At 45.5% G+C, this 23,661-nt stretch carries 18 protein-coding genes and 2 pseudogenes; 4 read left to right on the top strand and 16 right to left on the bottom strand.

Annotation, left to right across the window (positions count from 1 at the left end; translation table 11 throughout):
* Window positions 1-5: 5 nt before the first annotated feature.
* Window positions 6-896: a T6SS immunity protein Tli3 family protein gene (locus J1781_RS18940; protein ID WP_217234014.1), complete on the bottom strand. Its 891-nt coding sequence runs from the start codon at window positions 894-896 to the stop codon at window positions 6-8.
* Window positions 897-970: 74 nt separating this feature from the next.
* Complete coding sequence (locus tag J1781_RS18935; protein WP_217234013.1) at window positions 971-3,472, bottom strand: type VI secretion system Vgr family protein; 2,502 nt, start codon at window positions 3,470-3,472, stop codon at window positions 971-973.
* A 601-nt stretch (window positions 3,473-4,073) separates the two neighbouring features.
* Between J1781_RS18935 and J1781_RS18930 the strand changes: the two genes are divergently transcribed.
* Complete coding sequence (locus J1781_RS18930; RefSeq protein ID WP_217234012.1) at window positions 4,074-4,340, top strand: hypothetical protein; 267 nt, start codon at window positions 4,074-4,076, stop codon at window positions 4,338-4,340.
* A gap of 222 nt (window positions 4,341-4,562) precedes the next feature.
* Here the strand turns inward: J1781_RS18930 and J1781_RS18925 are convergent, their stop codons facing one another.
* The 8 genes and pseudogenes from J1781_RS18925 to J1781_RS18890 form a co-directional block, all read right to left on the bottom strand.
* Window positions 4,563-4,970, bottom strand: a complete 408-nt coding sequence (locus tag J1781_RS18925) for an SMI1/KNR4 family protein (protein ID WP_217234011.1) — start codon at window positions 4,968-4,970, stop codon at window positions 4,563-4,565.
* A complete protein-coding gene (locus J1781_RS18920) occupies window positions 4,967-5,569 on the bottom strand; it encodes an HNH/ENDO VII family nuclease (protein ID WP_217234010.1) in 603 nt (200 codons plus the stop codon). Before J1781_RS18920 ends, J1781_RS18925 begins: the two co-directional genes overlap by 4 nt.
* Window positions 5,566-8,820 (bottom strand): ATP-binding protein, encoded by a 3,255-nt coding sequence (locus J1781_RS18915; protein ID WP_217234009.1) that lies wholly within the window; start codon window positions 8,818-8,820, stop codon window positions 5,566-5,568. Before J1781_RS18915 ends, J1781_RS18920 begins: the two co-directional genes overlap by 4 nt.
* Window positions 8,821-8,830: 10 nt before the next feature.
* Window positions 8,831-9,691, bottom strand: a complete 861-nt coding sequence (locus tag J1781_RS18910; protein WP_238483580.1) for a hypothetical protein — start codon at window positions 9,689-9,691, stop codon at window positions 8,831-8,833.
* 10 nt (window positions 9,692-9,701) lie between these two features.
* Window positions 9,702-11,960: a dynamin family protein gene (locus tag J1781_RS18905; RefSeq protein ID WP_129952092.1), complete on the bottom strand. Its 2,259-nt coding sequence runs from the start codon at window positions 11,958-11,960 to the stop codon at window positions 9,702-9,704.
* A gap of 14 nt (window positions 11,961-11,974) precedes the next feature.
* Entirely contained in the window at window positions 11,975-12,949 is a 975-nt protein-coding gene (locus J1781_RS18900; RefSeq protein ID WP_217234008.1) for a dynamin family protein, read from the bottom strand.
* A 9-nt stretch (window positions 12,950-12,958) separates the two neighbouring features.
* On the bottom strand, window positions 12,959-13,855 hold the full coding sequence (locus J1781_RS18895; protein ID WP_217234007.1) for a helix-turn-helix transcriptional regulator: 897 nt from the start codon (window positions 13,853-13,855) through the stop codon (window positions 12,959-12,961).
* Window positions 13,856-14,486: 631 nt separating this feature from the next.
* A pseudogene (locus J1781_RS18890) lies at window positions 14,487-15,196 on the bottom strand (site-specific integrase); the annotation flags it as partial.
* Window positions 15,197-15,301: 105 nt separating this feature from the next.
* On the opposite strand from J1781_RS18890, the gene J1781_RS18885 reads away from it, so the two are divergent.
* Window positions 15,302-15,511 carry a hypothetical protein gene (locus tag J1781_RS18885; protein WP_217234006.1) on the top strand — a complete coding sequence of 70 codons (210 nt, stop codon included), beginning with the start codon at window positions 15,302-15,304 and terminating at the stop codon, window positions 15,509-15,511.
* Window positions 15,512-15,532: 21 nt separating this feature from the next.
* On the opposite strand, the gene J1781_RS18880 is transcribed toward J1781_RS18885, so the two are convergent.
* Entirely contained in the window at window positions 15,533-16,615 is a 1,083-nt protein-coding gene (locus tag J1781_RS18880) for an acyltransferase family protein (RefSeq protein ID WP_217234005.1), read from the bottom strand.
* A gap of 297 nt (window positions 16,616-16,912) precedes the next feature.
* On the opposite strand from J1781_RS18880, the gene J1781_RS18875 reads away from it, so the two are divergent.
* Window positions 16,913-17,182, top strand: coding sequence for a hypothetical protein (locus tag J1781_RS18875; RefSeq protein WP_217156316.1), 270 nt, complete (start codon window positions 16,913-16,915; stop codon window positions 17,180-17,182).
* A gap of 181 nt (window positions 17,183-17,363) precedes the next feature.
* Here J1781_RS18875 and J1781_RS18870 read toward each other — a convergent pair.
* Both J1781_RS18870 and J1781_RS18865 read right to left on the bottom strand, forming a co-directional pair.
* A pseudogene (locus J1781_RS18870) lies at window positions 17,364-17,566 on the bottom strand (integrase); the annotation flags it as partial.
* A gap of 222 nt (window positions 17,567-17,788) precedes the next feature.
* Window positions 17,789-19,246, bottom strand: coding sequence for a hypothetical protein (locus J1781_RS18865; RefSeq protein ID WP_129952086.1), 1,458 nt, complete (start codon window positions 19,244-19,246; stop codon window positions 17,789-17,791).
* A 781-nt stretch (window positions 19,247-20,027) separates the two neighbouring features.
* On the opposite strand from J1781_RS18865, the gene J1781_RS18860 reads away from it, so the two are divergent.
* Window positions 20,028-20,240, top strand: a complete 213-nt coding sequence (locus tag J1781_RS18860) for a hypothetical protein (protein ID WP_129990604.1) — start codon at window positions 20,028-20,030, stop codon at window positions 20,238-20,240.
* Window positions 20,241-20,270: 30 nt separating this feature from the next.
* Here the strand turns inward: J1781_RS18860 and J1781_RS18855 are convergent, their stop codons facing one another.
* The 3 genes from J1781_RS18855 to J1781_RS18845 form a co-directional block, all read right to left on the bottom strand.
* Entirely contained in the window at window positions 20,271-21,776 is a 1,506-nt protein-coding gene (locus tag J1781_RS18855; RefSeq protein WP_217234004.1) for a CDP-glycerol glycerophosphotransferase family protein, read from the bottom strand.
* A 503-nt stretch (window positions 21,777-22,279) separates the two neighbouring features.
* The gene (locus J1781_RS18850) at window positions 22,280-22,993 is read right to left on the bottom strand and encodes a DUF2461 domain-containing protein (protein ID WP_129952083.1); all 714 of its coding nucleotides are present in this window, start codon (window positions 22,991-22,993) and stop codon (window positions 22,280-22,282) included.
* A gap of 172 nt (window positions 22,994-23,165) precedes the next feature.
* Complete coding sequence (locus J1781_RS18845; RefSeq protein ID WP_238483579.1) at window positions 23,166-23,354, bottom strand: hypothetical protein; 189 nt, start codon at window positions 23,352-23,354, stop codon at window positions 23,166-23,168.
* Between the last annotated feature and the right edge of the window lie 307 nt (window positions 23,355-23,661).

The raw sequence follows: 23,661 nt of genomic DNA, 5'->3' as shown, positions 1-23,661 counted from the left end.
CATCCTTAATTTGTTAGCTGAGAAGGGACCATTGCGGCATTGCAACTAAACTGGTCGCTGGCAACAATACTTCTCTTTATATCGGGAAGCTTTTCGGTGTGTGGCGAATCATTATATTTATTAAATAGAGCACCGGCTTTTATACCCAGTTCATTAACTTGCGCATCGGTATAGTGATACTTATTTGTTAGCCATCGGTCTGAATATCCCATTGGATGTTTTTTATCTAATACATCTTCAGGAACACCTAACTTGATCATCCCTTTGTAAAACTCATCCTGAATCCAGGCTTGTCTTACGTTATAAAATTCAGCAGCGCTATTGATGGCGTATTTCTCAGCTGCAAGATAGCGATCACTTTTTATGTATATGGCGTCATCAGTGACAACAATAGTGTAATCTTTAGAACCTGAGCTATCAGTTGCATGGAATTTAATATCACTAAATTTTTTGCCGCCATCGTTACTGGCTGACAAGATGCTGTAAGCACAACCTCTTAGCGAGTCCCCGCATGCATCGTTATCACCACTCACCAATGGAATCGCCAGCATGTCGTCGTTTTTCGCTGCCCAGATAAACTTGCCCTTATAGTTCATTGTTCCCCTGGAAAGGAACCAGAGCTTCGTTTTTATCTTCTTGCTATCATTGTGATAATAAATCGACCCATCATCGCAGTTCGAATAATCCTCCAGCGTGAGATAGCGATTTTTATCGATACGATAAATCACCTGTGGCGGGTTATGGATTGTTGCAGCCAATTGTTGCTTCTTAGTAGCCTCAATTTTTAAAGCTTCTTGCCTTTCATTATATTCTCGAGCCTGACGAGCTTCCGCTATTCCGGAAAAAGGGTTACCTATAGCCAGCCCTCCCCAGGGGCCAACAGCACAACCTGTCATACTTATCACCGCAGAAAGACTGAGCGCGCTGACGATTAATTTAGTTATTTTTTCATATTCGGTCCTTGAAGTCCTTATTCGCCATCCAGTAACGAAATGACCATATCCTGCGCGGCTTGTGATTGAGTGAGAGAGGTCATGCCTTTTTCATCAGTCAGCCCTTCAATGATCTGTCCGTCATCCAGCGTGATTTTATATTTCTGGGAAGCCAGTGGTTTGCCGTTGAGCGGATGAGTAACGACAAACCCTTCATTGAACTGTTCCGGCTCGAACGATTTCATCGCGCTCTGCATGCTGGCCGAGCCCTGCTTGACGATGCCGCCATTTTTCACCAGCAGTTTCCCCGGCCCGCCAATTTCAACGTTACCGCCTTTCAGCTTGATGTAGGCTCCGCCGCAGATCAGAACCAGCTCGTCCTGTGCTGTCATCGTCATTTTTTTGCCACTGGCAATATGCGTATCGTCCGTTGACCAGGTGGTGAATTTCCCGCCCTGCGCCTGAACGTCAATGTCGCCTTTGGCGGCAAACATTTTGGTGCCCTGTCGGCTATAGAGGCTGATTTGCTCACCGGCGGCGACGGTGAATTTCTTCGTCGCGCCGATATCCACCTGCTTACCGGCGGTCAGCGTCAGGCTGTCTTGCGCGTACAATTGCATACTGTCCCCGCTGACAATACCGACGCCTTTTGGTGCGCTTAAAAGCAAAACGGCTTGCTGAAGTTTGTCGAGTTTCTGCTGTAACAGCGTCTGTTGCCGGTCGATGTCTGCGGCTAATGCCTGGGCCTGTTGAGCACTGGCCGACAGGCTCTGCATTTCTACCATCGCACTGGAAAGGAGTGCTTTGGCCTGTTGCATGTCCAGTTGCTGACCTCCGGCACAAGCCTGCATATCGGCGGAAATAAACACACCCTTGCCGCCACGAACGGCAACCCAGTCGTCGGTGCGCAGCTCGGCGCCGTGACCGCGATCTTTACGCTTGTCATCGACCAGCGCACCCAGGTTCAGCTGGCTTTTGCCGCTGGCCGGTGTGGAAAGCTTGATGTGTTCTTTCCCGCGCGTATCGTCCAGTCGCAGTTTGTTATTAGCGGGAGTGCGGATAACGTTCCGCTTGTAGTTCGGCAGCGCCACAGGGTCCGGATGCCGTGAATCGTGCAGCGCATAAGCAATGTACGGCCGGTCAACGTCGCCGTTCTCGAAGGCAATCGCCACGCCGGTGGAGTCCAGCAGCGGCATATGGAAGCCGCAGGTATCCCCGGAATAGGGTTTTGCCAGACGCAGCCAGCAGCTCTCAAAGCCTTTCTGCCATTCGGTGCGGTCGAAACCAAACCGGGCGCGGTACAAACCGTCGGCGCTGATATGGGCATAAGGTTCATCCGGATGCGCGCTGGAGATGCGGGCAGGCAGCGTGCCGGTGACGGTCGGCCACGGCAGCAGAGCGGGGCGATACGGATGCCGGGTATTGCGTGGCACGGCGGTGAAGGTGACAAAATACGCCGTGTCGCGGGCGACGTTGGTAGAGTTCGTGGATACTATCAGCAGGCCGTCCGGCGCTTCCGGCCAGTCTTTACCGGGCGTGGTAATGACCATCCCCGGACGCAGCGTCATGCTGTTGGACTTGCCCTCGAAGGTGGTTTGTTCGCTCAGATAACGCTCCTGACGGCGTCTGGCGTACCACATACCCTGACCGGGCTCGTTGCTGTATTCCTTGCCCGGCTCAGGATAGGACTCACCCCAGCGGTAATCTTCGGCAACCAGCGCCGTGTAATCCGGATTGGTGGTCGCCGTGGCGGTCATATCGCTTTGCACGGCCGGATAGTAATCGTCGTTAACCGTCACCGATTTCGGGATGGCCTTGCGGCTGACCGACATCTCCCAGACCGACTCCTGGCCGCCGTCAAACAGTCCCGCCGGGTTACGGAACGGGATGGCGACCGGTTCCGGCCAGGCGTAAGAATGGTCGGCCAGCACCATGACGTCGCAGTTGTTCTCTTCATCGTATTCAAAGAAGTACGAGATGCCGCTGTCGGCCAGGCGGCGCGCGATGTGCGCGTATTCGCTTTCGCCGAACTGCATCATGAATTTTTTCAGCGGGTACTGTTCATTAAGGGCAAACCGGAAATCCAGCCGGTCCATGTAGTAACGCAGGAAGGTGTTTTCGGTCATGCTGATGACGCTGTCGTTCTGGTAAATCGCGTTATTGCTGCCCTGATTTAACCGGGTGACGCGGTGTTCCAGCGTGGCGACGTAGCGGGTCTCATCGGCGGAGGTGCCGCACTGGCGGAACTGGGTGATGACGCCGGGGATAATGCGTGGTTTAACCGGCTCCCACGGCTTACCGTCGGGGTACATCAGGAGCAGGGCGGAATAGTTGATGATGTGCTGAGCGGGAATGTCTTTCACCGCACTGGTGAACGCAATTTCATAGCGCAGGATATCGCTGATGGCCTCGCTGCCGCTGAACCTGAGCACCGAAATATCAACGCCGGGCTGCCGGGATTCCAGTCGTTTAAGTCTTAACTGGTAATGGTTGTGGACCGGTAATTTACTGCCAGCAAGAATGTATTCCTGAATGCTCATCGTTTAAGTCCTTTTAACGCTCATGGGCGTGAATACCAAAACTGAAACCAAATAACGGGCAATCACGTTATGTAAACAGCAATGACTACTTAAAGCTCTTCCTGCTTATCAATCCATAGTGCAGCAGTGGAAGGCGATGATAATTGATGGTCATAATTCAATAATAAAGCATTGATGGTGTGAATATATCAATGAGTTTAAGTTTTCTGCATTAACAGAATACTTACAGCACACCATTGTCTTAAATCTTCCGTTCCCGAAATGAGAAAATAGCATAAGTCAGTGATGCACTAAAGCAAACTAGGTCACGGAAAAATGTAACGAAATTATTAATGAGGGAGGGTGTGGAGATTTATTAGGACTATTCTCGCAAATCACTCGGATTTTTCTTTAGCGAAAAGTCTGAATGATTAGATGCTTGCTAATTAATTGAATGATCGCGCCTTCACTAAAGCCAGATTTTTCTCATCAACTTGATAAAAAACAATGCATCACTAATGTTACTTATTCCTTTGAATAAACAGTGCAGCGATATCTGAGATATGAAATTAGCTTTCATGCCAGAGGTATTCTGAACCCTTTTCCGGTAAAGTCCCAAAAAATGCCGAGCTTCGACCAAAGCATGCCGGAACAAAAACAGGCTGATGTCTTTGTTTTCCTCCAGCCTGGCAAGCCGGATAATCTCCGCAATGACTTCAATGTAGCTTTGTGCCCTGACATCATAATAATCGCGCCGGTGGGTGATGGAATGCGCATTCACCTTGTAGGTGTAATCCTTGCAATCCGACAGATAAAAGCGCCCGTTGCTGGTTGCGAGATGGATGGTCCAGAGAATATCTTTGTGGCTTTTGCCAGCCTGAAAGGATAAGGAATGTTGCCGGATACCATCCAGCGCGAATCACGACAAACCCAAATTATTTTTCTGTGCTTAATGCTGTCACTGTGATGATTCAGTTATAGGATTCCAGTTAGGGGCACTATGATATCCGCTCCCGAAATTTGTCTCTTTTTATTTACAGCATTACCCGCTAGCTATTCCTAGCTGACGGGTTTATTTTATGGACTAATTAAGCGGAATACTAAGCATTTATTATTTAACATCAAAAATGACACGTAGCAGGAAGGCTTCAAGCGTCTCATCACTTATTTCCACCACCCCGGTTATCATCGACCAGGTGAGGATTTTGCACTGACGATTGTCGTAGAGAGAATAGTAACCATCGCCGATATCATAAAGTGGTACGGCCTGCTGTGGATAATCCTTGCCTTCACGTAGCGGTTCTATCGCGCTTAGAATATTCAGATGTGAAGTGGCAGGGACGCCAAGACCGTAAATTTCCGTAGCACCAGAGGCGACCAAACCAAACTCAGACAAGTAGGTTTTATATTCCTCTGAAAAATGCATACGCAGCGCCTGTTCCGCAGCGTTAATTTCATTTTCTGTTGCAGGGCGAATATCGGCGTCGTGCGTTGCAACCTGCTGCTCTAACTTTTTCATGCTGCCTCCTTTTCCTGAAGTAGCTTAATCTCTTCCGCTCGTGCTTTCCAGTGCGCTTCGCGCTCTTTGCCGAATGCCCCACGGTCGATTTCAGATTCTTTTGTAGTGTCATGCAAGATAGTATTATTTCCACCTTCCATATGCTGCGCGTGCGTTAATTCTGCCAGCGGGGAATCTGCCTTCTGCCCGACATGATGTAATTCTATAGGTTTACCATTGGCATCCAGCGGCGCTTTGCCCTTTTCCATACGTTCAAGATTGGTGTCACCCAGGGAATCTGTTTGGTCCAAATCGATTTCAGTATTAATTAACGCATCATTGCCGTTAACGGTCTGACATTCCAGCCCTGCATCCTGATAAATCGCCGCCTCTTCTTCGCTGGCAATACTATCGATAACTTCGTCGCTGTAACCTTCCTCGCTGAGAACCTCTTTAGTTTCGTCAGAAAGCGGCGTCAGTTCGTTGCGCAGTAAATCCAGATCAACGGGCCTGTCGAGATCTTCAACATTAATGTCCTCGATCTTCAGGTCTTTCACACTTTCCATCAGATCACCCAGTGCTTCCATCGCCAGCTCTTTTAATACAGCCATTTCAATCATGCTATAGCCTCCGCGGTGACGTGTTTACGCCATGCGGCATAGACCTTCAGGTATTCATCATTTCTGCCAGCCAGTTCGCGCATAAAACACTGCTGCACCGCCCGCTCAAGTCCTGCGGGCAGTTCACCGGTTTGCTTAGCAATAAGCTGGCGGAACGACTGTTCCAACTGATTGAAGTCCGGAGCGGCGCGGACGCATCGTTCAATGGAGGTGGTGCAGTCGAGAAGGTTAACTACCAGTTTTGCCATGCGAGTAAAATGCTGTTCGTTTTGCAGATTGATTCCTCCGGTTGCGCGGAACTCTTCAAATAGTGTTTTCAGCGCAATTTTTTGCCCGGTTGCCAGCAAACTACCTTCCAGCCCAGCTTCCAGCGACTCCAGGGGGATCTCCTGAGGCTGGCACAGGCGCGGAGCCATCAGCCAGGCAATCAGTTGCTGGTTAAAGAGCTGGTGATTGTCGGTAACAACGGCTGTGGCTTCGTAATGGAATATCTCTTCTTTACCGGCAAATTTATTAATCCGGCATAGCACCGGCTCCAGCCAGTCGTTTTGGTAAACTAGCGCCACCCCTTGCGGTAGCCGCGCCAGCTCATCAAGCTGCTCGTCGTTCAGACCTGCGGATTTTCCCGCGATACGCCGGTCAGCCTCCTCTGGCAGGCGCATGATAATTTTAGTGTTGGTATTACGAATCGCAGAAATATCAACGGCATAAGGGGATTGATCAGCAATAATAAACCCTTCACCCCAGGTACGCATTTCGGCAATAGCATTAGAGAGCATCTCCACCGATTTTCCCGTAATGTCATTCCCTTCGCCGCCACCGCCAGAGGTGTTGCGTCTAAGAATGTTGTGAGCTTCTTCCAGCACCGTGACATGTTTCAACGGCTGGTTCATACCTGAAAATGCAGCGCGGTGTTCACTCAGGCGGATAACCAGAATCCCCATAATCAGGGATTTCGTCTCTTGAGAGCCAATGCGGCTAAGATCGATAATCACATTGCTGTCGAACAACTCCGCGTTATCAATTTCTTCACCACAGAAAATCAGTCCATTCAATCCGTTAGTCAGCGATTTTACGCGTGTCACCAACGAACCGGTGTAATTGCTTTTTAGTTCCTGAGAGTAGGCGGAATCATCAATCACCGCTTTCAGTTGCGTTAGCAGATCGTTGAATGTCGGGAACAGCGCTGGGGTGAAACGGTTGACGGAACTCACCATATTCCAGCCGCATTCACTATAGCTTTGCAGAATTGCTTCTTTCAGAATTGCTGGCATAGCGGCATACATTGGCCAGCACATGGTGAATATTTCCACCAGCCGGTCAATATGCTCAAGGACATGGGTTTCATCCGGGAAGCGGAATGGGTTTATGCACAACAATTCGCTGTACTTCGCATTGCTGCCCAGAACCCGCACATCGCTGCGGTGACCAAACATATGCTTGTATTCGCCTTTCGCCGGTTCAATCACCATAAACGGAACCTTATGATGGCCCAGTTGGGAAAGCACCTCGTAAATAGCGTTGCTTTTCCCCGCGCCGGTTGAACCCGTCACAAATAGGTGGCTCGCTAACTGGTTGACATCTAAGTTGATAGTTTGTGGTAGATCGTTCCAAAGATGGCGTATAGAGCCCAGGCAAATTTCGCGTTCAGCATGCGTTCTAATGCCGTTGCTATCAAGGCGTTGAACTTTACGCCCGAAAGCCTGCGTCTGAAGTACCGCCACGGTGGAGGTAGAGCGGCGCGGCAGGCTAAGCTGAATCGCCATTTCTTTGCCTGAAACAAGCGTTGCAGGCGTCAGGTAATCAATATTGATGCCTTCAGAAAAAACTGGAGTCAGGCGCGGGTGTGTAAGCGTTGCCAGCCAGTCGAGCACCATTTTTTTATTTTGTGACTGCCAGGTCGTGAGTGCAAAATCTTCAGTACTGGAACGACTGCCGCGCATCAGGCCCAGGAAAATACTGGCTAATGATTCCGAAGAGGCCGCACTGTCACCGATAAAGTAGGCAGCGGTTTGCCAGCCGCCGTAGGTTCGTGCTTCATTGACGCGCTCCAGGTGGTGGTCAACTTTTTCCAGCATCTTTTCAATAGTTTTATCGCTGATTTCAAAGGAAATTTGTTGACTGTTACCCTGGGTTTTATTCAGCGATTGGCTGTCGGTATGGCTGGTCGTATCGGTTTTGCTCGTCGTTGAACTGTTGGCTTGTGACAGGTTAGTAGTATGACTATCGGAAAGACTCTCTGACCCGCCACTATTCTGGCTGGCAGAAATATTTCTTGGTAACACTGTATTTTTCAGCAGGGTGCCGATACCGCCGACTACCCCCATTCTATCGCCCTGAGCGCGTGCCTGTTGATATTCATCATAGGTGCGCGTGAAAGCGTCGGACGTGCTTACGGTTTGCGACTCTCCCCAGCTTTCCGTGGTCGATTTACTGGTGGTATCGGAAGTTCCTTTGGTTTCAGTCATTCCCAGGCTTTCACCCAACGACTGGCTCAACCCTTCACTGATGCTCAGACCAACGCTTTCGCTATCCTGTACCCCAAACGAATACTGCCTTTTTGCCAGGCAAGAGAGCTGTGTCGCTACTTGCTCATAACCGGTGCGGATCACTTCCAGATTTTGTGGCGAGACAGGTTCTGCAAGGATGAGTGCCTGATAAACACGGCTTTCCGCTGCATCGATAAAATGCTCCAGCCCTTGCATGAAATGCTCATGATTATCGGTAGACAAGGATGGCACGCCCGTGACAGCGGTGATTGTCGCCGAAGGTTCATCCTGTTGCGCCAGCGCCCCATCAAGCAGTTCGTCGGTTTCACCCGCTGCAAGCGGTACCAGGCTGCTGCCGGAAAAGTGCCCTTTGAAGGTTTCTTTCAGCAGTTCACCTGAGTTATGCCCCAGCATTTTTCCCGGCGTACCGCGTGTGCCAATGTACAAATTGGTTTCACGTCCATCGGATTTCAGGAACAGAAAGACGGCGTAACCGGCTGCACCCAATGCGGTGTAAGCAGCCGTGGTGCTTTCAAGCACCGACTGTTTGTTTTCCTGCACGATGCGTTCGATGCGGAAAATACGAACATCCCCGGCACGATTGGTTGGTAGCCCTGTCTGAGTGGATATAGACTGCAACGGGTAATTTTTCATCTCCGCCAGATAGCTGCGATTGATGAGCGTTCTTGCTGATTGCAAAGTTACATCCGTGCGCTGCTCTAGTTCTTTCAGGCGCGCTGGCGTCATCGTTAATTGCGTCATAAATCCATCCTTAGAGTAGAGAAATCACCAGCGCCGCCAGTACTGCCAGTGCCCCGCCAGCCATCAACGCGATACGCAGAAAGCCAGGCTGTGGGTGGGAGGAAGCATCAGAGTGCGGGCGTGGAGCTGTCTGTGACTTAGGCTTCGGCTGGGTTTTTGGCTTGATAATGATGTGCTCAAAACCTTTAACTCCGTGCAGGCGCAGCGAGTTTCGTACCGTAATCAAGTGTTCGAAACGGACTTTGGCAAAGTTGCTATTCAGATAAGAAGTTTGCAGGTCGTAGTAATCGGCATCCCACTGGCTGGGGTTGTTATTCATTTTCCCTGCCAGAGAGTTTTCTTCATAGTCGACAAATAAATCGGCGACCCGTTCCTGTGTCCAGGCGACGGCCTTGTTGATTTCATTATCTTCAAGGCGGTTGTTTTCAAGCTCATTGATTAAGGCCGAACGCACCATGCTGGTAACGCCTTGTTCAACCATTCTTGCCAGATTAGCGCCGGGTAAATAGCCTTGCATATTCATTGTGTTCGTTCCCTCTGTGCGCCCGGTTACCGGCGCTTTTGCAAATCCAGCAATATCATTACGAATCAGATACTCACGAACATCAATAAGATGACTGATGCGCTTCTCGGCGAAGTTGTTCTGCGCCAGCTTGCGTTGGCGGTCGAAATACCCGGCGTTCCAGTCAAGCTCATCCGGCTCAATGGCCGCGAAGATCTCGTTGACCAGGTAGTCATCAAAGAAATCAGCAATAGCGGCGCTGGAGGCAACAATCTGGCGTATTTCATCGCCTTCCAGTTCGTTACGGGTTAACTGCTCAAGTAAATTCTGGCGCAGGCTTTGCCGTGTTTTAGATTTATCGTCCATCATGACTTCCTTATTAAATGGCCAGCGTATTATCAAGCTTCGCTTTAAAATCGATAATCCAGCGCTGCTGCTCTCTCGCCTCAGCGATAGTCTGCTCGCGAACCTCTTTATTATTTAGCTGCTCTTGCATCGCGCCGATTAAAGCTTCGAACTTCTCGTTAAATTCGCGTTCAATAAAGGCCAGATAGTTTTTCACCAGCTTATCTTTATCCGACTCAAATTTTTTCAGCGCGCTGGCCCGGAAGTCATTAAACTCGCTTTCGATGATGGTTCGTTTCTCTTTCCAGGTTTCATTCATATCGACATATTCGACGGTGCGGTAATCGTATTCGGTACGCTTACGCCCCCAGGAGAATGGGTTATACCAGTTGGAGTCGCTGACCTCGCGGCCGTTATAGCGTTCCTCTTTGGTTTTAACATCGCGATCGTTGAGGCTAAGGTTAAGCGACATATCCTGCATGCTCTCTTTGAGGCCCTGCAGCAAAGGCAAAGCCAGGGTGCGGGCTTCACCAAATATCTCGGCGATAAATTTCAGATACTCTTTTTGTAATTCATCTTTAATATGCTGTTGACCGTCCGAGAAGGCAATTTCAAAATTACCGATCAGATCGTTACTGGCAAACGTCAGTTTCCGCTCGGCATTTTCTAATTCAATTTTTGCACGGTTTACATCCACCTCTCCCTGAGCGCTAATTTCATTGGACAGTTCCTTTAACAGGCGGCGGAATTTCATATCTTCCTGAGTGAATCTTTCAGCAATGAACGCCGGCAGCCCTTTCCCTTCACGGCGAAGCTGCTCTTTATAAGCTTCGGTATTCAGCCCCTTTTTATGCCTTTCCTGCAGCAAAGTAATTTCATCATTAATCAGCACCAGCTCTTTTTCATCTTTCTTGAGCTGCTCGGCAAGCTGGGTTTCTTTCATCCCCAGACCAATGGCACGATGCAGCGCGGCATAAGCGCGATTCAGACGAGTTGGCACGTTATATTTATCGATGTATTCATCAATCATCACTTCTACGGCGGGCAAACCGCTGCGCTTTAGCACATTGGTAAAGCCACGCTCTTCAAGACTCCGGCGCACGCGTGAGGTAAGCGGCATGTATTCCGGGAAGTTCATCGTCGGCTCTTCGAGGAACAGATCCGTCAGGGTATTCACATCTCCGCGTTCTTTGCGGGTTAAGGAATCCGGGTGTTTGCGTAACAGACGAGTTAAGTGTGCTGATACCGGGTACACCTGCGGGTTCCGGATACCGTTACTTTCAAGATAGGTCTTCACCCGCTGCAGCGCTGCACCAACATTTTCGCCATTTTCAGGGTCAAAAGCATCCATCTTATTCACGACGAAAATGAAACGATCTTTACTTTGTTTACCGCCTTTTTGCATGGTTTCAGCGACCAGACCCAGCAGGTTTTTATCGTCGTTAGTGCCCAGTTGCGTACCGTTGAGCACATAAAGAATCAATGGGTTACGTCTTGAATCCTTAATGAAACCCATGGTTTTAAGCTCATGATCTGCATCCTGGCTGTTATTTGGTCCTGGCGTGTCGGTCAGTACAAGACGAACATGATCGCGCGGTTGCATCGCCACGATATTGCCACGCAGTTCAATTTCCTGCGTATCCGGTAACTGGTTCCACTCTTTGAGCGTATCAACGTTGATTTCTGGCAGCGACTCTTCCTCACCTGCGCTTGAGAAGCGGCGCGCCGTAAAATTTGCCCCAGTGGTTTTATCATCAATGATTTGCGCGATGGTTGCGGTGGTAGCTTCGTTTGCCGCGGGCAGCAGATCCTGGCCAAGCATGGCATTGATTAACGTTGATTTGCCCGAAGACATGGTTGCGACAACATATACGTTAAAGTCATTGTTGAAGGCTTCGCGAAAATCGTTACGCACCTGTTCGTTGTTGACGATGTAGTCATTGAACTGCGGGTTGAGCTTCGCCTCTTCCATCAGCGCATTAATCTCGTCCAGACGGTCTTCCGTCGCACGCACTGGTTGCCAGCGCAGGCTAATTTCCATGCCGCTCTCACGTGCTTTTGTGGCGGCATCCTGTACATCCATAAAGTCCGATTCAACGCCTTTAAACTCAACCTCAAGCTGTGTTTCTCCGTTAAGCAACGCCTGTATCTCGCTAAACAATGATTCCACCCAAAGCTGTAAGCGCGCTTCTTTATAACTGGAGAGTTTACATCCTGGCGCAGGCTCGGTTCCGTTGACCAAAAACGTAGATTCCACGGTAAAGGGGTTATGTTCCAGATATATGCTGTTCATAGATTTCCAAAGGATTAATTATGCTGTGAAAGAAAAATTTCCAGGGTACGAATACCGCTGTAGGCAATAAATTGAGTCAACTCAGTTTTATCAAACATGTCTGACTGCATATTTTCAGGCAGTGTCCTTTTCAATTCGGCGCGAACTTTGCGCTTAATCGCCACAGAAATATGTGATACTTCATTCAGACTAAATTTGTTTTCTCGAAAACGCTCGAGTTCGGCCTGCAAACGATGCTTTTGATTACGCGTAATACTTTTGCGGTTGAGTACTTTTTTGGCAATTAAGGATGTTTGCATCATCGCCGGTATAATCACCGGTTGCCGGTACCCTGTTTGTTCCAGATATTGTCGAGCTTTTTCAAGAAAAAGCTCTATGGTCTCGCCGCGCTCGTCATCAAGCTGATCCACTTTATTGAGGATAAAAATAATCTGGTTGCCTGATGCTAACGCCGGGCTATTTTTTATCTCTTGTAGCAGTAACTTATCGTCAAGAGTAGCCAGTTGGGTTGCATTGAGCACATATACCAGCAGTTTTTTCCCTGGTAATGTCAGCGCTGCGTCCAATAGGTGTTTATGACTGGCATCCTGGCTGTTGTTCGGCCCTGGGGTGTCGTAAATAACCAGCGGCTTCACTGTTTTGCGCAAGCTGTCAATACGGCAATCCAGCTCGATATATTTCACTGCCTGATGACCGTTCCACTGCCTGAGCGTCGCACTTTGCACATTGTTACTACGTTCATGGCATTCGCCCTGTTGATTGTAGCTCACTCCTTCGATGCGCTGACGTAAACTACGGTTATGAGTAATACGTGTTAGCGTCGCCGTTGCTGCTTCATTAGCCGAAAAAAGAATTTCATTGCCAAGTAGCGCGTTAATAAGCGAAGTTTTCCCTGCACTCATTGTGGCCGCAATAATTACATTACAATGTTCCGGCCTGGTAAATAGTTTCCTGGCGGACTTTTTTTTGCCTGGTTTATTTTCTGCCATGCCCTTACCTTATATTCCCAGATAATTTCTGATTACTTTTTCCATTTCCTGCTGTAAATTTTCAGGTGAAATAATTCTCAAGTGGGGTAACCAGTATTGCACCACAGGCAAGACTTCATTTTTATGCGATACATTTGTAGATATAATTAACCCACCATCAGTCAGTTCTTTTTCTATGATCTGTCCAACTACCAAATCCCGGCGCTGAAAGTATTCAGCCACTTCAGGGGATACTTTTATTACCACTTCAAATTTTTGTTCAGTACTCCATACACTCTCTTCATTTTTCAACGTTTCCGTTAGCGCCTGAGAGCGCTCAAAGAGATCGAAAGTACAATTTAAGGCAGATATTTTACCGAGCGTGAACTTCTTAATTTTTTCTTCATGCTGCGCGGCGAGATACCAGACCCCGTTGTGGTTAATCAACTGATAGGGCTCTACGCTGTAACTTCGCTGTTCGGCGCGTTTGTAATAGCTAAATGACACACGACGACGTTCATCAATTGCCTGCTGTAAACGTGTGAAATTGTCAGTTTGCTGCTCACTTTTGATGTAGTGATGGCCCATCACAAGGATATTCTGCGTCGAAGTCGGGTAAAACATGGACTGAAGCATTTTCCTGTCCAATACTGGAAATAATCCTTTTACTCCCGCTACGCAGGCAAAAGTATCAATGCTTGAGGCATCAAACTTTCCCAGATACTCAGGACGCAGACTATAGCCGTTGAGAGCAGCGTTTTTTACAATCCCCGTAATGGCGAGTCGCTCTTCTATATCACGACGGATGGTGCGTTGATGCACCCCGTATTCTTCAGCCAGACCGCTAAGCGTTAAAGTTTCACCACGGTTAAAACGTAATAAAATATCCGCAAGACGCGTAGCCAATAAGAGATTTTTTTTGCTCATTTTTCACTTCCGTGTTGTTCATCTGTTGGTAAGCTTACATGCGCTAGTTGACAGGTTGTGTCACGTATGAAAAAACTCTGACATTAATTATTCTGTCGAAAGCTATTAAGAATAATATCGGCACTCAGGCGTAAAACTTAAGCGATTATCCCATTGTTTTACCACAGGCGTCGCCTGTATCACGGAGGGGGCGGGAGGAACTGAAGGATGAAGGGCTAGCTGAAATATCCCTTAATGCTGACTGGACTACATAGACATGGAATCGCACCAACAAAGTCGGTGCCGCGAATGAATAGACTTTCCTACGTCTGAACTGACCAGGCCAAGAAGCAAATCAAAGCACATCTACATTTGTTGAATAATAAGACGATATTCAGAGATGTTGGCAGCGTGGTGATTCACAGTGACAATCACTAGCCTCGAAGTTGCTTATTTTTTCAGCGAAATATGATTGGGGGCCTAATTGGGGGCTCCGGCGTTTTTCGAACAGGCAAAAATACTGTAATAACAAGGGCTGTAATGGCTATATTCGAATCCTGTAGGGGACCATTTCAAATCAATTAGTTACGCCTTCTTCACTTCACCATCACCATCCAAAAGCGCCAGAGTAGTCACATGAATTGCCATAACGTCATCGATTTTTGCATGCGTGCTCGGTCAGGTGATTTGGCGACAGGTGTGCATACCTGCGTACCATCTCGATAGATTCTCAACCTCCCATTTCCTGCAGTGCAGAAAGTGGCAACCTAGCCTGGACCAACCAACTTGCCTAAATGTGTCTCAGGTCATGGAAACGGAAATCTGTAATACCAGCCCGCTTTAAACCAGTCCTCCTGGCCGTGTTATCATCAACGCGCATCTTTCTCACCTCAGCAGTCTTTGTTCCATCAGCGCGGTGCTAGCTGAGTTATGAACAAACACGAACTTGTGGTGGCGACCAATCTGCTCTTTCAGAACTTTGCATGCGGTATCATTCAGTGCGACGTCAATAGCCTTGCCCGCTTTGGCGTTCTCCGGATGTATCCACGCTACCCGTCGCTGCATACCAATCTGCGACCATTCCAAATCCTAAATGTTAGACCTGCGCACTCCTGTGGCCAGCGCGAAGATCACAATCGGTTTGAAGCCGTCCGGCATGCATTCGATGAGCGTTAATGCCTCTTCGCGTGTCAGCCATTTTATGTGGCGGGAGATTGGCTTTCTCGTCTTGATGACAGGTGCTTTGCTTAGCCACTTCCATTCATCAGCGGCGATCCGAAATAATCCGCGAATGAATGAAAGGTATTGGCTGCGCGTGGCCGCTGAAATCAGCTTTTCTTTGTACTCATCTAACGGTGATGTTGGCGGTTTCCCGGGTGGCGGTGGAGCCGGTAGTTCGTCTGGCCAGTCTTCATACGGTGCGGGTAAAGGGGCTAACGGCTGCATCACACTTGAGGAGCACGCATAATGATTAAGAGTTATGCTCTCATAACAAATGAAACAATATTAGTCGTAAACACTATTGTTGCCGATGAAACATTTCAAATTGAAGGTTATTATTTGATGGAAATATTAGATGGAATACTTTGCCAAACCGGCATATATTATAATGAATTAGATGGGTTATTTTATTATGGCGAAGGCTTTACCACCACTATTAGAGTCACGTTGGAGTAACTCTAATAGGTTGAAATGTAATTAACTGAAATTAAGAGGTGGTGCTTTGAATCGCATGCAAATTTTACGTGATAATTTAATTGCAGGTTTTTCAATTAAAGTATGCGCAATGTTTGCAGCTATATAGCAAAGTGCTATCATTAAGCTAAAACATATAAATCTCTGCGTGTCGGTTAGTTGGTGTTTTTCAAAAAAATATTGCCTGAAAAACGTCATCACAGGGAAGTGAATGATGTAAAGTGAATATGAGATATTACCCGCATTGTTTAAGAAGGATGATTTAAATGTAGGCCCATACTTATCAATGCATACAGTAGCGATGAGCAATGGAAGTGCAACCCAGAAACTTCCAAATAAACCAACGGGTCCAAATCCGAAAATGATAACAACCGAAATGATTACAAATAGACAAGTTAGTAATATATAGCAGGTAGTAGACTTGCCAGGTTTATGATTGAATTGCATGAAAGCCTTAGCGACCAGCATCCCAGCTATAAACTCAAAAAGGACTGTAGTACTCAATATTTTTGTTGGAACCATCCACCACTCGCTTATGTACAATTTTGCAGACATTTGAGATGAAAATGAAAATTCATGATTGAATATTAATTGCATCCCAGCGACAATAATTAAGATAATTGCAGAGCATACAGCAACGCGGTACTTTTGCGAGATTGCCATGGAGACACAAAAAATAGTATAAAAATAAATTTCATAAGTTAATGTCCATGGGGTACCCATTAAATTGAAACCGTATGCTGGTGCATTTCTGTAATTATAATCATTGTGAAACAACAGAAGTGATTTTATTAAATCCTTCCATGAGGCGTTACTATATATTGTCAGAGAAGCAATAAACCACACCACTATAAAAAGTGGGTATATCCTGAATAGTCGCTTAACTGCAAATTCTGTTACACTCTCTTTTTTCTGTGTCGCATAAGTTATAATAAAACCACTTATTATAAAAAACGTGTCTACACCAACGCCATCGGTTGTTACATATTTTTGTGCGTATTCTGGAAGTACAAAATTATAGTGAAGAAATACAACGAGTAGAGCAGCGACCCCTCTCAAATAGTGAAGGTTATGTAGCTTTCCCATTATTTATCACTTCTCCTTATTATACATTTTGATACAACCTGCTCGCCAGACACAAGCTAATGCAACAAAAATAGCTAGCAAACCTCGAACGCCACCGGATCTTTTAAGTCTTTGCATGAAATTATACCTTTGAATTTTGTCTCAAGATTGTAGCAATAAGGCCCCTTACAAGAAACCTTCATCAATCATTCTTTCGTTGCTGATCAGGCACCAGAGATTTCTCCGGCTTTTCCCGCTTCATAATTTAAAATTATCGTGATAATGCTGTATGCATGAACAGTATTTGTGAGGTGGGTTATGGGTAAGGATTCTAATTTCGACATCGTGTATAGGGAAGAGGTGAGAGACTGGATACCGCTTGGCAGATATATCTTCTTTCAGCGACGCGAGGAGTATGGTGGTGGGTATTGGCTTGGACAAGTTTACGCCGACTGGTTCAGCTTTGTTGTGGAAGAACCGGTTTCGCTACATCGTGGCATGCAGTATCTGATATCAATAAAGAGCAATGAAGAGGGGATTATGAAATTCGATGACAGCCTGGATAATTTTATGCTGACGAGTGAGTGACAAATTAGTGACGCACCTATAGTGCCGCAAGAGTGTCGCTGATATGTCATTACTTTCCTGTGTGTCACTTGTGAATGCAGGATAAGCCAGTTAAAACAGTGACTTATTGATACGCCGACGTTCTTCTAAGCCTTAGGTCACAGGTTCGAGCCCTGTAAGGCGTCCCATTCAAATCAAGCAGTTAACTGTCAGCCGTTCCCTCCCAAATTTGCGAGTGGGACAGATTTGGGACTGGAACCCTAAAAATAACGTCTATCTGCTTCGCGTGCTCCGTTAAATGATTTGTCGCCAGATGCGCGATCGCCGTACCATCTCGAGCGACTCCCAGCCGCCCATTTCCTGAAGAACTGATCGCGGGACACCGGCCTGAATCAGCCAGCTTGCATCAGCACTAAGAAATGTCTGATAGATTCAGCTAAGCACAAGAATATGGTTTGGTAAATAAAATACTCATAGGTAGGAAATGAAATGATCAAAAAATCCTGAATCTATGGCTTGATTACATTGATACTGTTGAAGGAATAAATAAAGCTACTGAAAAAGACATACAGCCTGGTCTGTTGAACCAGGCTAAGAATAACAGAAGCTAAAATATCCGTCATATATCTAGTAATTTAAAGTTGATTTCAGCATTGCTTCATTTGGTTGAATGGTAATACAGTTTTCAGAACAATTGTTGCTATTGGAAATCACAGGGTTTTTGGGTACAGAGTATGAGAATCCCTTGCTTTTCTTAATAGTTAAAAGTATGCCTCTTGCAGCCCATGGTGCATAGACAGAGTTCTCTCCGAACTCGTCATATCTCACAATACGGGAAAAGGCACCCCAGTTACGCTTAGAGATATCTACCATAACGGCTCCGCTAAAAGATTTATCTACTTTGTTACTAATTTCAGAAGCTACGGATTCTATCTCTGATATCTGGTTAGATATCATATAGTTATTTATATTTCCTGTCGCGGTCACTCCGGCAGATGCAATCAACAGAACTGATAATACTCCAGCTCCTTTGATTCTGAAGTGTGTGAATAAAAAGTCAGAAAATTTCATTAAACCAAATAATGAGACCGCAACTATACAGATAGACATTGCAACAATGGATCTTTGTGCAGCCCAACTTTCAGATACGTATAAGTTAGGGAAGTACGACCCAGCAATAAAAACAAGCGTGAAGAGAACTTTTTTAATTCCATCTTTATTACTGTAGATATAGGCCAGGCCCATACAAAAGAAGACAAGACCAATTATAAGCATGGGTTCGCTGGCAGATATACTGTAGTTAGCCAAGGAGTTTGGTATAGCTTCACCAAAAAACCATCGGATTTTACCCGTTGGGTTATCTGTCATCGTAGAGCGAGATAATGTTTGTCCAAAAGCTAGCAGAGGGACAACTTTAATCATGATGAGGCTTGAAAGCATGCCAGAGCACATCATCACAAAAGAATTAAAAAGAACGCGGTAATTAACGGATTTTGGTGACAGGCACTGATCTAACAAAGCAAAAGCCATAAATGCCATGCCGGCAGGTTGATATATTGCAAATGAGCAACATATAAACATCCATGATATTAACCATCTGACCAGTTTTTTGTTAAAAAAAGAAGAAGTCAAACAAGAGTAAGATAAACCACTAAACAATACAGCAAGAGTAAAAGGATAACATGTTGCCCAAGACGAATACACCTGAAAAGAAGGAAGCAAGGCAATCATCAAGGGAAATGTGAAATTATATTCGTCCCTGTTAAAAAGATGTATTTTAGTTATAAATCTGTTTATAAATACAGCAAGAGCAAAAAGAGATATCACTGAAAACGATCTCTGCATCCAAAGGTCTTCAATGCCACTAGTTATCACTCCATCTATTATTCTGAAAAGGGCAAAAAGAGGCCTGCCTGAGGATATATCAAATACATAGGGTGCATCTAAACCTGCTAATGCGTTTTCAATAGTGCCAAAATCATCCAAAAAAGCATAAGTGGATGTTAAGACACTTGAGTAAAAAGAAATTATTACTATGAAATAGGATAATAATATAAATTTTATATTGTTAAGATTTATAGGCATATGTAAATTCCATTGCTTAATGGCATCTTTTAAATGATTAATAAGTCTTTATGGTTCTTTAGGATAAGTCTTATCTCAAACGATCGCAATAATTACTGAAAATTACTTGCGGCAAGCATAGAAAAGCCCGGTAGCTGGAAGGATACAGTCTTAGTTCGTATCAGCAGATTGCGGTATAAGGTATTTAAGATTAGTGACTTATTGCGCCGGCTACCCGGCTAACACTCCATCTTTTCTTAAAGCTTTACCCATCTGTTGACTGGTACGCCTTGATCAAAAGTGCTGAATGATACAACCATTTATTCATTCAGAATCTTCAAAGGGGCCTCATCACCATCACCATCCAAAAGTGCCAGAGTAGTCACATGAATTGCCATAACGTCGTCAATTTTTGCATGCGCGTTTGGCCTGTTGATTTGCTGACAGGTATACATGCCTGCGTACTATTACGATAGATGAGCCATCTTCCATTTTCTGCAATGCCGAAAGTGACACGCCGGCCTGAGCCCGGCAGCTTGCCTGCGTATTGCGAAGGCCATGAAATCAGTAATACCCTCCGCCTTGGTATTCTCCGCATACATAATTGTTGAGTACTACAACTCCCGTGCCGCAGTAAGTATCATGGTCGGGGACAGGCAAACCGGGTTGAAAGCCGATGCCGGAAAATCTACAGCGGTAGCCTGTTGCTCTGTCATAAAATTCAGTCAGTAGTTGATGTTGAATTGGGAAGTGTTAAGATAATGCTTACTGGCAATAAACAATCATTTTGCAGGGTAGGGTAATGCAATCATTAGTAAACCATAATGCCATCCATGAAGAATTGCCTGTCGCGGCCAATGATGCAAATGCCTTAGCAACCACTATTGATACTATGGTAACTGCAAAGGGTATAATCCCTGCCTGTGCTGCAAAAATTTTATATGTGGCTACAGAATTCAATAATGAAACATACGATATAACAAAAAAACCGGCTTATCCTATATTTCGTTATTAACATAAGCGCCCAATAAGGGCGCCTGTATCATTAAATGTTTGATTTAATATCGTTTGCTATTATCTGATGAACCATGCCTTTGTTGGGTAGTACAATACTTTCCAGTTCAGCGATTTCATTATTTTTATCTTCAAGACTCCCATCATTAAGTTTGTCGAGGAAAAATAGAACACTAGCGAAATCATTCGCTATGTGATTGCATTTTGCAGCAAGAATTCCTAATTCGTTGAACTCAGCGTGGTTATCATTTTCAATAAAAATGGATGGTTTATGGAATAAAGGATATTCTACAATAAACGATATACCATCGGTCACAAGGATATCGGACCAATCAAAGGAAGCAACATAATCATAATCGTCGTCCATGCTGGTATTATTCAGCGATGCCCATTTAGAAAGAAAATAATCAACATTGCTCTTTATTTCGTCAGATTTTGCCCGCATAAAATCAAAAAGAGCCGGATGCGGTCTTAATTTGATGTGAACATCTTTATTTTCTTCAGCGTAACGCAAAAAATCCAGATAATTTTTATCGAATGTACCAAATGATAACCACCCTTGATCTACACTATGATGCGGTGCCCATAATATATTTGTAATTCCGGATTTTTTTTCAGAATCGCCAGTTTCTTTCATTTTAGTATGTATGTAATCAAGCTTCGGGTGTCCGAAGTATCTTGCGTTCACGCCGCGTAAAAGAGAGTTTTTGCACAGTTTTTCATAGGCATATTGTGTGTCACAGTAAATCCGCCAACTATTATTGTGCAGATCCTGATTTGACTGGAAGTCAAAGTCTGTTCCTGATGAAATATTTTTTACTATATTCACTGCATAATAAGGAACATAACATAATTTTGCGAAATTTATTCTGTTAGCACTGAATCCTGGTGGAATATCATGATCCCATGGCGATTGCCTAAATATAACATCAGGAGATAGTGTTGTGAGGATTGTAGAAATTTCCTTGTCAGAATAACTAGTAATTCTCATATGATTAATGCCGATTTTTGATAAGGCAGCACTGGTAATCTCTTCGCCAGAATAACCCTCTACACCAGGGAAGGATCTCGGTATGCTTGCAATGGTTACTTTTAAATCGGGATCTTGAGATAATTCAAGAAATAAATTAGCGACAGAATACCATGTATTCATATTATGAATTAAAAATAAAACATGTGGTTTGATTTTATTATATGAATTTTTCTTTGATATAATATTCAGTAAGCTAAAGATTCGCTCTGCATCCTCTCCTTTAACCGGCGATTCTAGCAGTTCTAAAACTCCAGAGGAAATAGTATCTAAAGATTTATTCGTTAATTTTAAAGTTTCTATTTGTTCTTTTAGTATTACTAATTCATCTGTAATACGAGAAAGTGCTAATTGCTCTTTTTCTTTCTCAGTAACAAAAATGTCTTGCATGTTTTTGACTGACATTAATAAATTATCAATGCCTGATTTATTTTCATTAATACCATAATGAATGTTATCAAATCTTTTAAGGAAAGGTGATAATAAATATTTAGCCACTTTTTTCATTGTTAAGCCTTATTTATGAAAATAAATTCAAATTGTCATTGAAATATACTGTAACTTAACACAATAGCTATCAAGGGTATTAGAGATTTCTTTGAGAAAAGTCTTAGAAGTGGGCATTGATATAAATTTATTTGCTACCGGTCACTCAAGCATGGGAACAATGAGTGGCCTGAGTGATCCGAAATCGAGGCCCTTAACCCTGTGTATTCCACTACGAGACCTCTGGCTGATTGCTGTTATGACGGCTTAAAGTGAAATTTTGGCTATTTGGGTATCAGGAGTCATATCTGGCTTCATGTGATCACGACTTTTACTGGGTGGCAACTGTCTACGCAAGGGGATTCGCTAACTATCAGCGCACCGGTAAAGTGTGTCCTCCGATTTAACACGGAGGAGAGATAAGATCTTTGACTTTCCTTTTGATACAGGTATTTCAGTCAACATCTTTTATGCCTGAACTTCAGTCCATGTAAAAGGGCCGGGACATTTCTACTCAGCGGGGACTAAAAATCCAGTTCAAGAGCAAAACACAGGTAGGACATCAACGGCGCACAATGTCTGAACTGTTCTGCGCAAAAATCGATAACATCAGGCTTACACAGATCCTCAAAAGCGATGTTTTTAATTGCGATAAAATCTTTGCGTTTTAATTCAGCTAACAATGGGTGATTTTTATCGAAGCCTCTTGGCGGACGACTGAGACTGTCGCCATCCATTACAAACCCGTTATCATGCAATGTTTTGAGCGCTTTTTGATAAGCATTGGGGTTTTCATCAATGCACGCGCGAATCGCGTTTAACGCTTTTGATTCCGGATGCCAGATCCCCGCTGCAATAAAACAACCGTCTTCGGCGATGTGCAGATAGAGTCCCGGAGCGTGAACATCTTTGCCCTGAAAGTGACGAAACTGAATGCCAACATTGGTTTTGTATGGCGTTTTATCTTTGCTGAACCGGCTGTCGCGCTGCGGGCGCATCAGGCTGCCGCCCACTTTTTTCGCGACGGCAGTCAGTCTCGGAGAAATGGCAATAATCTCAGGCTGCATTTGCTCGATAAAGCGCAGCGCGGGGGTTCTGAGCGTGTTCTCGTATTCATCCTGATTGGCTTTAAACCAGTCGCGGGTATTGTTTTGCGCGAGCTTATTCAGAAATTGCAGGCCGGCGGCGCTAAAGATTGTCCCAGCCGCAACCGGCGTTTTAGGTGTCTGAGTCGTCATTATCATTGAACCTTTCTTACTGCTGATGGAAGAATCAGGGAAGATCCTGACGCCTGAACCCATTCAGTGCAAACTGAAAAGTAAAAAATTTTCATGATTAAACGATGTGGGGAGCAGTGTGCTCTCAAGCCCGCCAGTGGAGTTCGGCGGGCCTTTTCATGTCTGAGACCGGTCAGTTAATCGCGGCAGTTACTTTTCCCGCTTTCCCTAACCCGCCATTCGCCCGTTCACTCAGCTCAAACAATACGGGTAATAAATGCGCGGTCGCCTTCAGATAGGCGCTGACCTGCGGGATGCCTTCCGGCGGTACTATCTCGCCATTCTCCAGCCCTTCACTCAGGCACAATAAGCCGTGACACAACCCTTCGGCAGAGTCGGATGCCAGCGCGCTGATACCATAAAGACGACCACCTGAGACGCTAAACTCGGGTGGCAGCTCAGACAGGGTTAGCGTACCGGCTTACACGAATCCGATGCTTCTTGCGAAGCCCCTGCCTGAGCCACCATTATTTGGGGTGAATCAAAGCATACGAAATTATCACATAATTTCGTCGTGTAAGTATCGGAACGCTAATTCCGGCTGCGGATTGTGCCGCAGCGGGGAAACTTTATTCCTGCTGCCGGAACAAATAAACAGGCTGGATGCATTTACAGGGAGTTGTATTCAG

The organism is Rahnella perminowiae, from assembly GCF_019049695.1.
In the GTDB taxonomy this organism is placed as follows: Bacteria; Pseudomonadota; Gammaproteobacteria; order Enterobacterales; family Enterobacteriaceae; genus Rahnella; species Rahnella perminowiae.
The sequence above is the reverse complement of the archived record's forward strand: the minus strand, read 5'-3'. Positions and strand labels throughout refer to the sequence as shown.

Bases quoted from the DNA above. Each gene is read 5' to 3' on its own strand.
- J1781_RS18865 (WP_129952086.1), bottom strand. From the start codon at position 19,246: ATGCCTATAAATCTTAACAATATAAAATTTATATTATTATCCTATTTC.
- J1781_RS18940 (WP_217234014.1), bottom strand. From the start codon at position 896: ATGACAGGTTGTGCTGTTGGCCCCTGGGGAGGGCTGGCTATAGGTAAC.
- J1781_RS18880 (WP_217234005.1), bottom strand. From the start codon at position 16,615: ATGGGAAAGCTACATAACCTTCACTATTTGAGAGGGGTCGCTGCTCTA.
- J1781_RS18920 (WP_217234010.1), bottom strand. From the start codon at position 5,569: ATGATTGAAATGGCTGTATTAAAAGAGCTGGCGATGGAAGCACTGGGT.
- J1781_RS18850 (WP_129952083.1), bottom strand. From the start codon at position 22,993: ATGACGACTCAGACACCTAAAACGCCGGTTGCGGCTGGGACAATCTTT.
- J1781_RS18915 (WP_217234009.1), bottom strand. From the start codon at position 8,820: ATGACGCAATTAACGATGACGCCAGCGCGCCTGAAAGAACTAGAGCAG.
- J1781_RS18860 (WP_129990604.1), top strand. From the start codon at position 20,028: ATGCAATCATTAGTAAACCATAATGCCATCCATGAAGAATTGCCTGTC.
- J1781_RS18885 (WP_217234006.1), top strand. From the start codon at position 15,302: ATGATTAAGAGTTATGCTCTCATAACAAATGAAACAATATTAGTCGTA.
- J1781_RS18935 (WP_217234013.1), bottom strand. From the start codon at position 3,472: ATGAGCATTCAGGAATACATTCTTGCTGGCAGTAAATTACCGGTCCAC.
- J1781_RS18910 (WP_238483580.1), bottom strand. From the start codon at position 9,691: ATGATGGACGATAAATCTAAAACACGGCAAAGCCTGCGCCAGAATTTA.
- J1781_RS18925 (WP_217234011.1), bottom strand. From the start codon at position 4,970: ATGAAAAAGTTAGAGCAGCAGGTTGCAACGCACGACGCCGATATTCGC.
- J1781_RS18895 (WP_217234007.1), bottom strand. From the start codon at position 13,855: ATGAGCAAAAAAAATCTCTTATTGGCTACGCGTCTTGCGGATATTTTA.
- J1781_RS18930 (WP_217234012.1), top strand. From the start codon at position 4,074: ATGCCGAGCTTCGACCAAAGCATGCCGGAACAAAAACAGGCTGATGTC.
- J1781_RS18855 (WP_217234004.1), bottom strand. From the start codon at position 21,776: ATGAAAAAAGTGGCTAAATATTTATTATCACCTTTCCTTAAAAGATTT.
- J1781_RS18900 (WP_217234008.1), bottom strand. From the start codon at position 12,949: ATGGCAGAAAATAAACCAGGCAAAAAAAAGTCCGCCAGGAAACTATTT.
- J1781_RS18905 (WP_129952092.1), bottom strand. From the start codon at position 11,960: ATGAACAGCATATATCTGGAACATAACCCCTTTACCGTGGAATCTACG.
- J1781_RS18875 (WP_217156316.1), top strand. From the start codon at position 16,913: ATGGGTAAGGATTCTAATTTCGACATCGTGTATAGGGAAGAGGTGAGA.